Genomic DNA, 15,752 nt, shown 5'->3' on the forward strand with positions numbered 1-15,752 from the left:
AGCAGCCTAAGGTCCAAAAAGGGGCGAAAACCTCAGAGGAAGCTCAAACCATCCGATTGTTGCCATCTCGTGTCCGGCGTCCGGGCCGATGCGGACCGGCGAGGAGACGGACGCCACAGCGCCAGGGAGGGCGGTGGCCAGGGACGGCGACCGGGGCCGGCCCGGGGGAAAGGGGCGGCCCGAAAAACGAAATTCCCCGTGGAAGCCTTTCGGCCTCCACGGGGAATTTCGGCTGTGTCCGAGGGGGGACTTGAACCCCCACGCCCGATAAAGGGCACTAGCACCTCAAGCTAGCGCGTCTGCCATTCCGCCACCCGGACTGGGTGTGTGCTTCGGGGGCTTTTTCCTCGCCCCCTCGGCGACAGAGAGAACATTACCAGGGTTCTGGAGTGCTTCTCACCTGCGCTTCCTCGGGGCCGCGCCGACCGACATCCTGGTCGGGCCGCTCCGGGGTCGCGGGGCCGCGGCGCACCGCCCGCACAGGTTGGTACGGCCTGTGAACGCGCTCGAATCCGGCCCGAACCGGTGGGGTCCGCGAAGGAACCGGTCGACTCCCGCACCGCCCGCGGTCGGTTGCGGCCGGAAGCGGTCCGACACGGGCAACTTGTCGACGGTGCCGCACCCGCCGCGACGGCTCTCCTAGCCTCTGTGGACCGAGGGCGCCATGAAGCGGATCGCCTGATTCCCGGGTCGCGGACGAAGGGCGGCTGGACGTGGAGCAGATCAGCGGAGCGGCGAAGGCCGAACCGAGACGCGGCAGGCGGGGGGAGGGCCCGGTCGGGGCCACGGCCTCCGCGGGCCCCACCGAGGGCGTGTGGCGCTTCCCGGTGCCCGCCACCGAGGCCTCGGTGCCGCTCACCCGGCACGCGGTGCGCGACCGCCTGCTGGCCCAGGGCATGACCGGGGTGCGCTACCAGGAGCTGGTGGACGACCTGTTGCTGATCGTCTCGGAGCTGGTGAGCAACGCGGTGACGCACGCCGCCGAGCTGTCGCCCGAGGTGGTCACCGAGCTGTCGCTGCGCCGGGCCTGGGTGCGGGTGTCGGTCGAGGACGGGGACCCGTACCGGCCGAAGGCGCTGGAGAACGACACCGGACGCACCGGCGGGCGCGGCCTGCTGCTGGTGAAGAGCGTCACCCTGCAGGCCGGTGGGGTGTGCGACGTCGAAGACACGGGGGAGGGCGGCAAGGTCATCTGGGCCTCGCTGCCCGTTCCCCCGGGGCCCGACCACTGACCGGCCGGGCCGGACGCCGGACCGACGGCCGACACCTCCGGACCGCCGGTCGGGACGGCCGGACCACCGGCCGGGGCGGGCGGACTACCAGTCCCGCCCGGCGATCTCCCGGATGCCCGGCAGCGCGGCCTCGAAGACCGTCTCGAACCAGACCGAGAACGGCCGCTCCGCCCGCAGCTCGCGCAGCTCCTGCGCGGTCACGAAGGCGAAGTCGTCCACCTCCTCCGGGGCGGGCTCGACCGGCGCGGTGACCAGTCCCACGAACAGGTGGTTCCACTCCCGCTCGATCAGCCCGGACGCCTCGTCCGGCAGGTCGTAGCGGACGGTGCCCGCCTCGCACAGCAGCGCCGGTGCGACACCCAGCTCCTCGGCGGTGCGCCGGGCGGCGGCGACGAACGGCGGCTCGTCCGGGTACGGATGGCCGCAGCAGGTGTTCGACCAGACGCCGGGGGAGTGGTACTTGCCGAGGGCCCGGCGCTGGAGCAGCAGCCGGCCCTGGCGGTCGAACAGGAAGACCGAGAAGGCCCGGTGCAGCCGGCCCGGCTGCTGGTGGGCCCAGAGCTTCTCGCCGGTGCCGATCGTGACGCCCGCGTCGTCGACCAGTTCCAGCAGGATCTCGGTTCCGACGGGGGCGGACCCGGTGGCCCGGGGGTCGACCGTCACATCGGTCTCCACGTCGAGACCGGTGTCGATCTCGGCCGCGAAGTGCGTGGGATCGGTCGGAAGACTCTGGGGCATGGGGCCTCTTTCGGGAGCGGGAGCAACGGGAGCATCGGGTGTCTCCGACACACCGGGCGGAGTGCGGCGGACACAGCGGGGGCACCGGCGCCGGCGTCGGCATCCAGTCTGCCGTATGGGTGGCGGTCGGCAGGGGTCCCACGCACAACCGGGCGGATCATGACCCGGAGGAGTCGGAAACCGTCCAGAGAAGGGTCCGGGATGCCCTCGTAAGAGTCACAGAATTCGCAGAACCGTTCGGCGCGCGTTCGGAGCCCGTTCGACCGGTCCGGCGCCTCCTCACGGCCTCCCCGCACCGTCCCGCAGGCGGGGCCCGGGCGGATCCGGTGCGGCCCCCGGGCGGCCCGACGGCCGTTCGACGGGCCCTCGGCGGCCGCCCGTCCGCCGCCCCGCTGCCGCCCCCGGGCAGGGCGGGCGCGTTCTGGCCGGTGGCCCCGGTCGCCTACCATCACATACGACACGGTGCCCGGATCTGTGCCGGCACCGGCGCGCCGCCGCCCGGCCCGGTCGAACACCGGACCGGGGGTCCCGGTGGCGCCGCCGCCCCCGGCACGGCCCCGCGCACAGCACGACGGATCAGGAGACCCGCATGATCGGCCTCGTTCTGGCAGCCGGCGCCGGCCGCCGGCTGCGCCCGTACACCGACACCCTGCCCAAGGCGCTGGTGCCGGTCGACGGGGAACGGACCGTCCTGGACCTCACGCTCGGCAACTTCGCCGAGGTCGGTCTGCGCGATGCCGCGATCGTCGTCGGCTACCGCAAGGAGGCGGTGTACGACCGCAAGGACGCCCTGGAGAGCAAGTACGGCGTCAAGCTCCACCTCGTCGAGAACGACAAGGCCGAGGAGTGGAACAACGCCTACTCGCTCTGGTGCGCCCGCGACCTGTTCGCCGAGGGCCTGCTGCTCGCCAACGGCGACACCGTCCACCCGGCCTCCGTCCAGCGCACCATGCTGGAGGGCAACCGGCGCCTGACCGACGCCGGCGCCGCCCCCGGCATCCTGCTCGCCCTCGACACGGTGAAGAAGCTCGCCGACGAGGAGATGAAGGTCGTCGTCGACCCGGCCACCGGCATGCGCCGGATCACCAAGCTGATGGAGCCGGCCGAGGCGAGCGGCGAGTACATCGGCCTCACGGTGATCAACCCGTCCGCCGCCGCCGACCTGACCGACGCGCTGCGCGCCACCTACGAGCGCGACCCGCAGCTGTACTACGAGGACGGCTACCAGGAGATGGTGAACCGCGGCCTGCGGATCGACGTCCAGCCGATCGGCGAGGTCTCCTGGGTCGAGGTCGACAACCACGACGACCTGGCGAAGGCGCGGGAGATCGCGTGCCGGTACTGACCCGACTGGTCCCGTCGCCGCTGTTCGTCGAGATCCGCCCGGGCGCGCTGGACGCGCTCGGCGGCATCCTCGCGGACCAGCGGCTGTCGGCCTCGGGGCGGATCGCGGTCGCGATCAGCAACGGCTCCGGCTCGGCCATGCGCCGCCGCCTGGAGCCGGCCCTGCCCGGCGCCGACTGGTACAACGTGGACGACGGCAGCCTGGACAGCGCGGTGCGGCTGGCCGAGGCGATGCGCGGCGGCCACTACGACGCGATGGTCGGCCTCGGCGGCGGCAAGATCATCGACGCCGCCAAGTACGCCGCGGCCCGGGTCGGCCTGCCGCTGGTCGCGGTCGCCACCAACCTGGCCCACGACGGCATCTGCTCGCCGGTCTCCACCCTGGACAACGACGCCGGCCGCGGCTCCTACGGGGTGCCCAGCCCGATCGGCATCGTGGTCGACCTGGACGTGATCCGGCAGGCCCCGCAGCGCTTCGTGGCGGCCGGTGTGGGCGACGTCGTCTCCAACATCTCCGCGTGCGCGGACTGGGAGCTGTCGCACGCGGTGACCGGCGAGCCGGTGGACGGTCTGGCCGTGGCGATGGCCCGCTCGGCGGGCGAGAACCTGCTGCGGCACCCGGGGAGCACCCAGGACCAGGACCTCCTGACGGCGCTCGCCGAGGCCCTGGTACTGTCCGGCATCGCGATGAACATCGCGGGCAGCACCCGGCCCTCGTCGGGTGCCTGCCACGAGATCTCGCATGCCCTGGACGTGCTGTATCCCAAGCGGTCCGCCCAGCACGGCGAGCAGGTCGGCCTCGGCGCCGCCTTCGCCAGCTTCCTGCGGGGCGAGCGCGAGCTGACCGGTCTGATCGTGGAGCGCCTGGCGAGCCACGGACTGCCGGTGACCGCGGCTCAGATCGGCTTCACCGAGGCGGAGTTCACCGAAGCGGTGCACTACGCTCCGAACACCCGACCGGGGCGCTTCACCATCCTCGAACACCTCGACCTCTCCCCTTCCGCAATCAGGGACGCGTACGCCGACTATGTCCAAGCCGTCAACAGCTGACCCCTCCACCGCGGGCGCCGAACGGCCCCCGGTGGACCTGACCCGCCGGCCCTCGATCGAGGAACTGCGCGCGGTGATCCACCCGGAGGGCATGCTCCAGCGCCGCAGTGCCGAGCACTGGGCCGGTCGCCTGTACATGCGGAAGATCTCGCTGCGGATCACCCGGGTGCTCTCCACCGTGACGGCGATCACGCCCAACGGTCTGACGTACCTGATGATGGTCACCGGCATCCTGGCCGGTGCCGCGCTGGTCCTGCCGGGCATCGCGGGCGCCGTCCTGGGCGCCCTGCTGATCCAGGTCTACCTGCTGCTGGACTGCGTGGACGGCGAGGTGGCCCGCTGGCGGCGGCAGACCTCGCTCACCGGCGTCTACCTGGACCGGGTCGGCCACTACATGTCCGAGGCGGCGCTGCTGACCGGCCTCGGCCTGCGCGCCACCGACCTGCTGCACCGCGAGGGCACCGGGTCGCACTGGGAGTGGGCCTTCCTCGGCACCCTGGCCGCGCTCGGCGCGATCCTGATCAAGTCCGAGACCGACCTGGTGGACGTGGCCCGCGCCCGCAGCGGCCTGACGGCCGTCGAGGACAATGCCTCGGTGCCGCGTTCGGCCTCCGTCGCCAAGGCCCGCCGGGCGGCCTCCTTCCTGAAGTTCCACCGCCTGGTCGGCGCGGTCGAGGCCTCGCTGCTCATCCTGGCCGCCGGCGTCGCCGACGCCGTGCACGGCGGACTGCTCTTCACCCGGCTCGCGGTGGTCGTCCTGGCCGCGATCGCGATGCTCCAGACCGTGCTGCACCTGCTGAGCATCGTCCTCTCCAGCAGGCTGCGATGAGCGCGCCGGGCACGGCGGAGGACTTCCGCCTCGGTGCCGTGATCATCACCATGGGCAACCGGCCCGCCGAGCTCAACGCCCTGATCGAGGCCGTCCGCGCCCAGGAGGGCCCGGCGGTCGAGCTGGCCGTGGTCGGCCAGGGCGTGGAGCTGCCCCCGCTTCCGGAGGGCGTGCGCACCGTCGAGCTGCCGGAGAACCTGGGCATCCCGGGCGGGCGCAACGTCGGCATCGAGCTGTTCGGCCGGGACGGCGCGGAGGTCGACGCCGTCCTCTTCCTGGACGACGACGGCAACCTGCCGCGCACCGACTCGGCCCGCCTGCTGCGCGAGGCCTTCACCGCCGACCCGGAGCTGGGCATCGTCTCCTTCCGGATCGCCGACCCGGACACCGGTGTCACCCAGCGCCGCCACGTCCCCCGGCTGCGCGCCAGTGACCCGCTGCGCTCGTCCCGGGTGACGACCTTCCTGGGCGGCGCGAGCGCGGTGCGCTGCAAGGTGTTCGAGCAGGCCGGGCAGCTGCCCGCCGAGTTCTTCTACGCCCACGAGGAGACCGACCTCGCGTGGCGCGCGCTGGACGCCGGGTGGGCCATCGACTACCGGGCGGACGTGGTGCTGCACCACCCCACGACCTCGCCCGCCCGCCACGCGAGCTACTTCCACAACGTGGCCCGCAACCGGGTCTGGCTCGCGAGGCGGAACCTTCCGGCCCTCTTGGTGCCTCTCTATCTGGGAACCTGGTTCCTGCTGACCCTGGCCCGCCGCCCCTCCCCGGAGGCGCTGAAGGCCTGGTGGGGCGGGTTCCGGGCGGGCTGGCGCGAACCCTGCGGTGCGCGGCGGCCCATGCGGTGGCGTACCGTCTGGCGACTGACCAGGCTGGGCCGACCTCCGATCATCTGATCACATCTGATGGCATCCGCATCGGATGATCGATCGCTGCGGCCGGTGCCCACACACCGGCCGGCTCCCCCGAGATCCCAGTGGATCCCCATCGGCGCACGACCGGCGGACCCCGCCGACCGGCCGCCCCGACCGATCCCGCGTGAAGGACGAATGTGTCGACAGTGAGTGAACCCGTCAGCCTCTCGGCCCCCAGGGGGGCGGACGCGGGCCTGACCCCCAAGCAGCTTGCGGACAAGTACGGTCTGGCGGTGAGCGGCGCCCGTCCCGGCCTGTTCGCCTACTCCAAGCAGCTCTGGGCCCGGCGCCACTTCATCTGGGCCTTCGCCACCGCCCGCCTGGTGGCCCAGTACACCAACGCCAAGCTCGGCCAGCTGTGGCAGGTGGTGACCCCGCTGCTCAACTGCGCGGTGTTCTACCTGGTCTTCGGCGTGATCCTGGCGAGCAAGCAGGGCTTCCCGGACAACACCTACATCGCCTGGCTGTGCATCGGCGTCTTCGTCTTCCAGTTCACCCAGAACGCGGTGCAGGCCGGCACCCGGGCGATCTCCGACAACCTCGGGCTGATCCGGGCGCTGCACTTCCCCCGGGCCAGCCTCCCGATCGCCTTCACCGTGATCCAGCTCCAGCAGCTGCTCATCTCGATGGTCGTCCTGGTCGTCACCGTGCTCGCCGCCGGCATCACCCCGGGCCGGACCTGGCTGCTGATCATCCCGGCGCTGCTCCTGCAGACGCTCTTCAACACCGGCATCTCCCTGGTGATGGCCCGGCTCGGCTCCCGGACCAGCGACATCTCCCAGCTGATCCCGTTCGTGATGCGCGCCTGGATGTTCCTGTCCGGTGTGATGTTCAGCATCCAGGACAAGATCACGCACTGGCCGCACTACATCCAGACGCTGATGTCGCTGAACCCGGCGTCGATCTACATGGACCTGCTGCGGCACGCCTTCGCGCCGGTCATCTACAACCCGCACCAGCCGGTGCACCAGACCCTCCCGCCGCACCAGTGGGCGTACGGCCTGGCCTGGGGCGTGGGCATGTTCGTCGTCGGATACGTCTTCTTCTGGAAGGCCGAGGAGGAGTACGGCCGTGGCTGACATCGACCTGAGCAACAACGACACCGTCACGGACGCGGACGTCGCCCGCGAGCCCACCGTCGTCGTCGACGACGTGCACATCGTCTACAAGGTGCACGGCGCCGGCTCCGGTAAGGGCAGCGCCACCTCGGCGCTGAGCCGCATCATCAGCCGCAAGCGCGCCTCCGGCGTGCGCGAGGTGCACGCGGTCAAGGGCATCAGCTTCACTGCGTACAAGGGCGAGGCGATCGGGCTGATCGGCTCCAACGGCTCCGGCAAGTCGACCATGCTGGCCGCCATCGCCGGCCTGCTGCCGACCGAGAAGGGCGGCATCTACACCAACGGCCAGCCCTCGCTGCTGGGCGTCAACGCCGCGCTGATGAACGAGCTCACCGGTGAGCGCAACGTCGTCCTCGGCTGCCTGGCCATGGGCATGACCCCGGCCCAGGTGAGGGCCCGCTACCAGGACATCGTCGAGTTCTCCGGCATCAACGACAAGGGCGACTTCATCTCCCTGCCGATGCGCACCTACTCCTCCGGCATGGGCGCCCGGCTGCGCTTCTCGATCGCGGCCGCGAAGACCCACGACGTGCTGCTGATCGACGAGGCCCTCGCCACCGGCGACCAGGCCTTCCAGCAGCGCAGCAAGCGGCGGATCGACGAGCTGCGCAAGTCCGCCGGTACGGTCTTCCTGGTCAGCCACGACAACAACTCGATCCGCGAGGTCTGCGAGCGGACCATATGGATCGAGGCCGGCGAGCTGGTCATGGACGGACCCACCGAGGAGGTCGTGAGCCGCTACGAGCGCGGCGAGCGACCGTAGTCCCCGTCACACTCCCGCGGGGCCGGTTCCGGAGCTTCCGGAGCCGGCCCCGCGCCTTTCCCGCCGCCCGGCGCGGAGGCGAGCGCCCAGTGCCCCGGCGGGGCGCTCTTCTCCGGCGCGCCCGGGCGTGTCAGCCTGGTGGTCGCGGGGGCGGTGTGCCGTGCGTGACGCCCGCGCTCGGACGCGTGTCCGAGTCGGACCGGTCGTGCCAAGCGGTGTAGAACGGGGGAGTGACAGCAGTGTCGGCTTCGGCCCAGCCCAGAGATACGCCGGTGAACGGTTCCGCAGGACAGACCCTGGACAAGGCGGGCGCGGAGAACTTCCCCGTCGCCCCGTTCTTCCTGCCCGCGGCCTGGCGCGACGACCTGATGGCGGTGTACGGCTTCGCCCGCCTGGTCGACGACGCCGGCGACGGCGACCTGGCCGACCCGGCCGCCACCGCCCGGCTGCTCGGGGTCGAGCAGACGCCCCCCGCCACCCCTTCGGACCAGTCCGGCCCGCCGGCTCCGCAGGAGACCGCCTTCCGGCTCGCCCTGCTCGACGGACTGGAGCAGGACCTCGACCGGGTCTTCGAGACGGCCCTGCGCACCGCCGGCGGCTCCGGAGCGGCCGGCGCGGACCGCCCCCGCCACCCGCTGATGAGCGCGCTCGTCCCGCTGGTCGACCGGCACGGCCTCACCCCCGAACCGTTCCGCCGTCTGATCGAGGCCAACCGGGTGGACCAGACCACCTCCCGCTACGCCACCTTCGACGACCTGATCGGCTACTGCACCCTCTCCGCCGACCCGGTCGGCCGCCTTGTGCTGGCCATCGCGGGCGTCTCCACCCCCGAGCGGACCGAACTCTCCGACGCCGTCTGCAGCGGCCTCCAGGTGGTCGAGCACATCCAGGACGTGGCCGAGGACCTGGCCCACGGCCGGATCTACCTGCCCGCGGAGGACCTGGCCCGCTTCGGCGTCACCGAGGCCGACCTGGCCGCGCCCTCCGCCGACGGCGCGGTGCGCGAGCTGATCGCCTTCGAGGTCGAGCGGGCCCGCACCCTGCTCGACCGCGGCGCACCATTGGTAGGTACGGTTCGGGGGAGGCTTCGACTGCTCCTGGCGGGATTCACCGCAGGCGGCTATGCGGCCCTGGCGGCCGTCGAGGACGCCGGGTACGACGTGCTCGCCCAGCAGGCGAAGCCGGACAAGCGCCGCCTCGCAGCGAAGGCGGCGGCCATCTTCGCGAAGGGAAGGTGAACGCCCGCGTGGCGGCATCACCACTGGCGTCGGCCCAGGTCATGGCGGCGTACCGGTACTGCGAGGCAGTCACCGGACTGCAGGCGCGCAACTTCAGCTACGGCATCCGGTTGCTGCCAGAACCCAAGCGGTTGGCCATGTCGGCCCTGTACGCCCTGGCCCGCCGGGTGGACGACATCGGCGACGGCGACCTCCCGGACGACCGCAAGGCCGAGGCGCTGGTGCGCACCCGGGAGCTGGTGGACGAGGTCCGCTCCGGGGTGGTCGCCGACGACGACACCGACCCGATCAAGGTCGCCCTGGCCGACGCGGCCCGGCGCTTCCCGATCCCGCTCGGCGGTTTCGACGAGCTGATCGACGGCGTCGAGATGGACCTCAAGGGCGCCGAGTACCAGACGTACGACGAGCTGAAGGTCTACTGCCGCTGCGTGGCCGGCGCGATCGGCCGGCTCTCGCTGGGCGTCTACGGCTGCGACGACCCGGAGCTCGGGGCGCGCTACGCGGACACCCTGGGCCTGGCGCTGCAGCTCACCAACATCCTGCGCGACCTGCGCGAGGACGCCCTGACCGGCCGCACCTACCTGCCCGCCGAGGACCTGGTCCGGTTCGGCTGCGAGCAGGGCTTCGCCCTGCCCGAGCCGCCGGTCGGCGCGGACTTCACCGGCCTGGTGGCCTTCGAGGCCGCCCGTGCCCAGGCCGCCTTCGAGGAGGGCCTGCGGCTGCTGCCGATGCTCGACCGCCGCAGCCGCGCCTGCACCGCCGCGATGGCCGGGATCTACCACCGGCTGCTCGGCCGGATCGCCGCCGAACCGGAGTCGGTCCTGCGCGGCCGGGTCTCGCTGCCGGGCTGGGAGAAGGCGTACGTGGCGCTTTCCGGGCTCGCCGGGGGGCGTTCTTGATTCTCGCAACAGTTCTGTCACGCTGTGTCAGCTGGGAATCACGTGCGGGTAGTTCCATGTTGAACAAACGAGGATCTTCTTCAGGGACCGCCCGCGGGCGGTCCACCGACTGCGAGGGGGAGGGCCGATGACCGGGCGAGCCGATGCCGCGCGCCCGGCCGCCGTGGTGGTCGGCGGCGGCCTCGCCGGGATCACCGCCGCGCTGCGCCTCGCCGAGGCGGGCCACCGGGTCACCCTCGCGGAGGGGCGGCCCCGGCTCGGCGGCCTGGCCTTCTCCTTCCAACGCGGCGAGCTCACCGTCGACAACGGCCAGCACGTCTACCTGCGCTGCTGCACCGCCTACCGCGGCCTGCTGGAGCGCCTCGGCGCCTCCCGGCTGGTCCACCTCCAGGACCGCCTCGACATCCCGGTGCTCTCCGTCACCGGGCCGCCGGAGGCCCCGGTGCGCACCCTGGGCCGACTGCGCCGGGCCGGCCTGCCCGTCCCGCTGCACCTGGCCGGCAGCCTGGCCCGCTACCCGCACCTGTCCCCGGCCGACCGCGCCCGGGTGGTCCGCGGCGCGCTCGCCCTGCGGGGCCTGGACCTCGCGGACCCGGCCCTGGACGAGGTCTCCTTCGGCGACTGGCTGCGCCGCAACGGGCAGAACGCCGCCACCCAGGCCGCCCTGTGGGACCTGGTCGGCGTCGCCACCCTGAACGCCCGGGCCGACCAGGTCTCGCTGGCGCTCGCCGGGATGGTGTTCAAGACCGGCCTGCTCTCCGACCCGGGCGCCTCGGACATCGGCACCGCCGCCGTCCCGCTCGGCGTGATCCACCACGACCGGGCGCTCACCGAGCTGGAGCGGGCCGGCGTCCGGGTGCTGCTGCGGTCCCGGGTGGCCGAGCTGAAGCCGGCCGCGCCGCAGCACGCCGTCCGGCTGGAGGGCGGGGAGCTGCTCACCGCCGACACCGTCGTGCTGGCCGGCGCCCAGGACAGCGCGGCCGCGCTGCTGCCGCCGAACGCGGTCCCCGGGCAGGAGCGGCTGGCCGGCTTCGGCACCGCGCCGATCCTCAACGTGCACGTGGTCTACGACCGCAAGGTGCTGCGCCGGCCGTTCTTCGCCGCGCTCGGCTCCCCGGTGCAGTGGGTCTTCGACCGCACCGCGCACTCCGGCCTGGCCGCCACCCCGACGGGCCGGGCCCACCCGGGCGCCCAGTACCTGGCGCTGTCGCAGTCCGCCGCGCAGGACGAGATCGACCTGCCGGTGGCCGAGCTGCGCGGCCGCTACCTGCCCGAGCTGGGCCGGCTGCTGCCGGCCGCGGCCCAGGCCGAGGTGCTGGACTTCTTCGTCACCCGGGAGCGCACCGCGACCTTCGACCCGGCGCCGGGCAACGGGGCGCTGCGCCCCTCGGCCCGCACCGAGGTCCCCGGCCTGCTGCTGGCCGGCTCGTGGACGGCCACCGGCTGGCCCGCGACCATGGAGGGCGCCGTGCGCAGCGGCCACGCCGCGGCCGACGCCGCGCTCGCCGCGGCCGGCACCCGGACGCCGGTGGACCGCGGCGACGGGAGGTGGCCCAGGTGACGGCGGGCCCCGCCGCCGGAGAGCCCGCCAGAGCCGACGGGCGTACCGTCGAGCGCACCGGCGCATCCACCGGGAGCGGCCCGGCCGGCCGTACCGGCACCACCGGCGCTGCTGGAACCACCGGCACCGGCACTCGATTCGACACCAGCCGCACCGACAGCGCCCGGCCGCCCCGTGCGGCCCGGCACCACGAGGAAGAGGGAACGCACGTGGAGTCACGCACCGGCTACGCCGTCGGAGGCACGGCGCACGCCGAACCGGTCTCGGTGCCGGAGCTGCTCGCCCGCAGCCGTACGCTCTGCACCCCGCCGCTACGGGCCGCCGTCGCCCGACTGGCCGCACCCATGGACACCGTCGCCGCCTACCACTTCGGCTGGATCGACCGGGACGGCACCCCGGTGACGGGGGACGGCGGCAAGGCCGTGCGCCCGGCGCTGGCGCTGCTGTCCGCCCGGGCCACCGGCGCGGCGGCCGAGGTCGGCGTGCCCGGTGGGGTCGCGGTTGAACTGGTGCACAACTTCTCCCTCCTCCATGATGATCTGATGGACGGTGACGAGACCCGACGGCACCGGGCCACCGCCTGGACGGTCTTCGGGCCGGCCCAGGCGATCCTGGTCGGCGACGCCCTGGCGACGCTCGGCACCGAGGTGCTGCTCGACGCCGCCGTGACCGGCGGGGCGAGCGCCACCGACGCCGCGCGCGCCGTCCGGCTGCTCACCACGGCGACCCGCCGGCTGATCGACGGCCAGGCCATGGACGTCGCCTTCGAACAGCGCGACAGCGTCACGGTCGCCGAGTGTCTGGAGATGGAGGGCGGCAAGACGGCGGCACTGCTGGCCGCCGCCTCGGCGATCGGCGCCGTCCTGGCCGGCGCCGACGACAAGGTCTCCGACTCGCTCCAGCGCTACGGCCACCACCTGGGCCTCGCCTTCCAGGCGGTGGACGACCTGCTCGGCATCTGGGGCGCCACCGAGGTCACCGGCAAGCCGCACTGGGGGGACCTGCGCCAGCGCAAGAAGTCCCTTCCGGTCGCCGCCGCCCTGGCCGAGGGCGGAGCGGCCTCGCGCCGGCTCGCCGAAGAGCTGGCCGACCCGAAGGGACGCGGGGAGGAGAGCGAGCCCGAGCTCGCCGCCCGCGCCGCGCTGATCGAGGAGGCCGGCGGCCGCGGCTGGACCCGGGAGGAGGCCCGCCGCCAGCACACGACTGCCCTCGCCGCCCTGGACGAGGTGCCCATGACCGACGAGGTGCGGGAGCACTTCGTCGCACTCGCCGAATTCGTGGTGGTACGAGAGAGGTGACGTTACGTTGACAGCAACCGCGGACGGCCGGCTCGACCCTGAGTACGATTCCGAGCCGGTCGCGGTGGGCGACCGCCCCCCGGCCCTGCTGGGCACGGGGCGGTGGCAGCCCGAGGACACCGACCAGCCGCGGCCGGCCGGTGAGACGGACCACGGACCGGCCGACGCGCGGGAGGCCCTGGCCCGCGCCACCACCCACCTGCTCTCCCTGCAGTCGTCCGAGGGCTGGTGGAAGGGCGACCTGGAGACCAACGTCACCATGGACGCCGAGGACTTACTGCTCCGCCAGTTCCTGGGAATCCGCACCGAGGAGCAGACCCGCGCCACCGCCGAATGGATCCGGTCCCAGCAGCGCGAGGACGGCACCTGGTCCACCTTCCACGGCGGGCCGCCCGAGCTGTCCACCACCGTCGAGGCGTACGTCGCCCTCAAACTGGCCGGGGACGACCCGGAAGCCCCGCACATGCTGGCCGCCGCGCGCTACGTCCGCTCCGCCGGGGGCATCGCGGCCGCCCGGGTGTTCACCCGGATCTGGCTCGCCCTGTTCGGCTGGTGGCCCTGGGAACGGCTGCCCGAGATGCCGCCCGAGATCATCTTCCTGCCCAGGTGGCTGCCGCTGAACATCTACGCCTTCGGCTGCTGGGCCCGCCAGACCATCGTCCCGCTGACGGTCGTCTCCTCCCACCGCCCGGTCCGTCCGGCGCCCTTCCCGCTCACCGAGCTGCACACCGACCCGAACGACCCGTACCCCCACCGGCCGCTCGCCCCCGCCACCACCTGGGACGGCCTGTTCGAACGCCTCGACAAGGCGCTGCACGCCTACCACCGCCGGGCCTTCCGCCCGCTGCGCCGACTGGCCCTCTCGCAGGCCTGCCGCTGGATCGTCGAACGCCAGGAGGCCGACGGCTGCTGGGGCGGCATCCAGCCCCCCGCCGTCTACTCGCTGATCGCCCTGCACCTGGAGGGCTACGAGCTGGAGCACCCGGTGATGAAGGCCGGACTCTCCTCCTTCGACCGCTTCACCGTGCACACCGAGGACGGCAAGCGCTGGCTGGAGGCCTGCCAGTCCCCGGTCTGGGACACCTGCCTGGCCACCATCGCCCTGGTCGACGCCGGGGTGCCGGCCGACCACCCGGCGCTGGTCTCCGCCGTCGACTGGATGCTCGGCGAGGAGATCCGCAAGCCCGGCGACTGGACCGTGAAGCGGCCCGGGCTCGCCCCCGGCGGCTGGGCCTTCGAGTTCGAGAACGACACCTACCCCGACATCGACGACACCGCCGAGGTGGTGCTCGCGCTGCGCCGGGTCGCCCACCCCGACCCGGCCAAGGTCGACGGGGCGGTGGACCGGGGCGTGCTGTGGAACCTCGGCATGCAGTCCAAGAACGGCGCCTGGGGCGCCTTCGACGTGGACAACACCAGCACGCTGCCCAACAAGCTGCCGTTCTGCGACTTCGGCGAGGTGGTCGACCCGCCGTCCGCCGACGTCACCGCGCACGTGGTGGAGATGCTCGCCGAGACCGGCCGCTCCCGCGACCCCCGGACCAGGCGCGGCATCGAGTGGCTGCTGCGCAACCAGGAGGCGGACGGCTCCTGGTTCGGCCGCTGGGGCACCAACTACATCTACGGCACCGGTTCGGTGCTGCCCGCCCTGGTGGCGGCCGGCGTCCCCGACGAGCACCCGGCGATCCGCCGGGCGGTGCGCTGGCTGGAGGACCGGCAGAACGCCGACGGCGGCTGGGGCGAGGACATGCGCTCCTACGACGACCCGGCGCGCTGGGCCGGGCGCGGCGACTCCACCGCCTCGCAGACCGCGTGGGCGCTGATGGCGCTGCTCGCGGCCGGCGAGGGGCCCAAGGACCGGGCCAACCCGGCGGTGGAGCGCGGCGCGGAGTGGCTGGTGCGCACCCAGCTGCCCGAGGGCACCTGGGACGAGCCGCAGTTCACCGGCACCGGCTTCCCGTGGGACTTCTCCATCAACTACCACCTGTACCGGCTGGTCTTCCCGGTCACCGCGCTCGGCCGCTACCTCAACGGTGCCCCGGGCACGATCCGGGCCGACGGAACCCCGGCGATCGGGACGGCGCGGTGACCACCGCGCCCCTGCTGGTGCTCTGCGCCCTGGGCCCCGAGGTCTGGGCCCTGCGCGGCGGCGACTGGCGCGGTGCGACCGGGGGGTCCCCGGTGCTGGTGCGCACCGGGGTCGGCCGGCGCCGCGCCGGGCTGGCCGTCCGGCGCCTGCTCGGCTCCGCGCCCAGCGGCTACGGCGCCGTGGTGGTGGCCGGCTTCGGCGCCGCGCTCGGCCCGGGCGTCCTGCCCGGCGACGTGGTCGCCGCCGACGGCGTGCGCGACGCCGAGGGCCACCTGTACCCGCTCGACTCCGGCGCGGAGCTGACCCGGGCGCTGAAGGAGCGCGGCCTGACCGTGCACACCGGCGTGCACCACACCGCCGACCACGTGGTGCGCGGCATCGAACGGCGGGCGCTGCACCTCCAGGGCGCGCTCGCCGTCGACATGGAGGCCGCCGCCGTCCTGGCCGCGCTGCGCGAGGTCCGGCCCGTGCTGCCGGCGGCCGTCCTGCGGGTGGTGGTGGACACGCCCGAGCACGAGCTGCTGCGGCCCGGCACCCTCCCGGCCGGGGTGCGCGCCTGGCGGACCCTGCGGGCGACGGTACCCGCCCTCGTCGACTGGTACCGGCAGGAGCGCGCGCCCGGCTCCGTAGACCTGAACCACCCCACATCCTCGACGCTCCCCCAGGAGGCGAGCTAGCC

At 73.4% G+C, this 15,752-nt stretch carries 14 protein-coding genes and 1 tRNA gene; 13 read left to right on the forward strand and 2 right to left on the reverse strand.

Translation table 11 applies throughout. The annotated features are described in order from the left end of the window. Window positions 1-235: 235 nt before the first annotated feature. Window positions 236-320, reverse strand: a tRNA-Leu gene (locus ACFVU7_RS28890). A gap of 393 nt (window positions 321-713) precedes the next feature. Here ACFVU7_RS28890 and ACFVU7_RS28895 point away from each other — a divergent pair. After that, window positions 714-1,232, forward strand: coding sequence for an ATP-binding protein (locus tag ACFVU7_RS28895; protein WP_369808266.1), 519 nt, complete (start codon window positions 714-716; stop codon window positions 1,230-1,232). 84 nt (window positions 1,233-1,316) lie between these two features. Here ACFVU7_RS28895 and idi read toward each other — a convergent pair whose 3' ends face one another. Continuing rightward, complete coding sequence (idi, locus tag ACFVU7_RS28900) at window positions 1,317-1,970, reverse strand: isopentenyl-diphosphate Delta-isomerase (RefSeq protein ID WP_079272473.1); 654 nt, start codon at window positions 1,968-1,970, stop codon at window positions 1,317-1,319. Window positions 1,971-2,559: 589 nt separating this feature from the next. Between idi and ACFVU7_RS28905 the strand changes: the two genes are divergently transcribed. The 12 genes from ACFVU7_RS28905 to ACFVU7_RS28960 all read left to right on the forward strand — a co-directional run bounded on the left by ACFVU7_RS28905 (window position 2,560) and on the right by ACFVU7_RS28960 (window position 15,750). Further along, complete coding sequence (locus ACFVU7_RS28905; protein WP_049649809.1) at window positions 2,560-3,315, forward strand: sugar phosphate nucleotidyltransferase; 756 nt, start codon at window positions 2,560-2,562, stop codon at window positions 3,313-3,315. After that, window positions 3,303-4,364 (forward strand): iron-containing alcohol dehydrogenase family protein, encoded by a 1,062-nt coding sequence (locus tag ACFVU7_RS28910; protein ID WP_049649808.1) that lies wholly within the window; start codon window positions 3,303-3,305, stop codon window positions 4,362-4,364. The genes ACFVU7_RS28905 and ACFVU7_RS28910 overlap by 13 nt, the downstream gene beginning before the upstream one ends. Window positions 4,365-4,455: 91 nt before the next feature. Then, entirely contained in the window at window positions 4,456-5,193 is a 738-nt protein-coding gene (locus ACFVU7_RS28915) for a CDP-alcohol phosphatidyltransferase family protein (protein WP_388047989.1), read from the forward strand. Further along, window positions 5,190-6,089 (forward strand): glycosyltransferase family 2 protein, encoded by a 900-nt coding sequence (locus ACFVU7_RS28920; protein WP_049649807.1) that lies wholly within the window; start codon window positions 5,190-5,192, stop codon window positions 6,087-6,089. Before ACFVU7_RS28915 ends, ACFVU7_RS28920 begins: the two co-directional genes overlap by 4 nt. A 155-nt stretch (window positions 6,090-6,244) precedes the next feature. After that, the gene (locus ACFVU7_RS28925) at window positions 6,245-7,186 is read left to right on the forward strand and encodes an ABC transporter permease (RefSeq protein WP_049649806.1); all 942 of its coding nucleotides are present in this window, start codon (window positions 6,245-6,247) and stop codon (window positions 7,184-7,186) included. Continuing rightward, on the forward strand, window positions 7,179-7,988 hold the full coding sequence (locus ACFVU7_RS28930; RefSeq protein ID WP_234348229.1) for an ABC transporter ATP-binding protein: 810 nt from the start codon (window positions 7,179-7,181) through the stop codon (window positions 7,986-7,988). Before ACFVU7_RS28925 ends, ACFVU7_RS28930 begins: the two co-directional genes overlap by 8 nt. Window positions 7,989-8,260: 272 nt before the next feature. Continuing rightward, entirely contained in the window at window positions 8,261-9,226 is a 966-nt protein-coding gene (gene hpnC, locus ACFVU7_RS28935; protein ID WP_117492544.1) for a squalene synthase HpnC, read from the forward strand. Window positions 9,227-9,267: 41 nt separating this feature from the next. Continuing rightward, complete coding sequence (gene hpnD, locus ACFVU7_RS28940; protein ID WP_375876312.1) at window positions 9,268-10,125, forward strand: presqualene diphosphate synthase HpnD; 858 nt, start codon at window positions 9,268-9,270, stop codon at window positions 10,123-10,125. A gap of 127 nt (window positions 10,126-10,252) precedes the next feature. Continuing rightward, window positions 10,253-11,686, forward strand: coding sequence for a hydroxysqualene dehydroxylase HpnE (hpnE, locus tag ACFVU7_RS28945; RefSeq protein ID WP_074004364.1), 1,434 nt, complete (start codon window positions 10,253-10,255; stop codon window positions 11,684-11,686). 209 nt (window positions 11,687-11,895) lie between these two features. Continuing rightward, entirely contained in the window at window positions 11,896-12,984 is a 1,089-nt protein-coding gene (locus ACFVU7_RS28950) for a polyprenyl synthetase family protein (protein ID WP_388047990.1), read from the forward strand. A 64-nt stretch (window positions 12,985-13,048) separates the two neighbouring features. Beyond that, window positions 13,049-15,073 (forward strand): squalene--hopene cyclase, encoded by a 2,025-nt coding sequence (gene shc / locus ACFVU7_RS28955; RefSeq protein WP_049659813.1) that lies wholly within the window; start codon window positions 13,049-13,051, stop codon window positions 15,071-15,073. Continuing rightward, window positions 15,070-15,750: a hypothetical protein gene (locus tag ACFVU7_RS28960; RefSeq protein WP_074004365.1), complete on the forward strand. Its 681-nt coding sequence runs from the start codon at window positions 15,070-15,072 to the stop codon at window positions 15,748-15,750. Before shc ends, ACFVU7_RS28960 begins: the two co-directional genes overlap by 4 nt. The last annotated feature ends 2 nt before the right edge of the window (window positions 15,751-15,752 follow it).

Origin of the sequence: Kitasatospora sp. NPDC058046 (genome assembly GCF_042885595.1) — a bacterium.
Classification (GTDB): domain Bacteria; phylum Actinomycetota; class Actinomycetes; order Streptomycetales; family Streptomycetaceae; genus Kitasatospora.

Bases quoted from the DNA above. Each gene is read 5' to 3' on its own strand.
- idi (WP_079272473.1), bottom strand. From the start codon at position 1,970: ATGCCCCAGAGTCTTCCGACCGATCCCACGCACTTCGCGGCCGAGATC.
- ACFVU7_RS28905 (WP_049649809.1), top strand. From the start codon at position 2,560: ATGATCGGCCTCGTTCTGGCAGCCGGCGCCGGCCGCCGGCTGCGCCCG.
- ACFVU7_RS28915 (WP_388047989.1), top strand. From the start codon at position 4,456: ATGCTCCAGCGCCGCAGTGCCGAGCACTGGGCCGGTCGCCTGTACATG.
- ACFVU7_RS28920 (WP_049649807.1), top strand. From the start codon at position 5,190: ATGAGCGCGCCGGGCACGGCGGAGGACTTCCGCCTCGGTGCCGTGATC.
- hpnD (WP_375876312.1), top strand. From the start codon at position 9,268: ATGGCGGCGTACCGGTACTGCGAGGCAGTCACCGGACTGCAGGCGCGC.
- hpnE (WP_074004364.1), top strand. From the start codon at position 10,253: ATGACCGGGCGAGCCGATGCCGCGCGCCCGGCCGCCGTGGTGGTCGGC.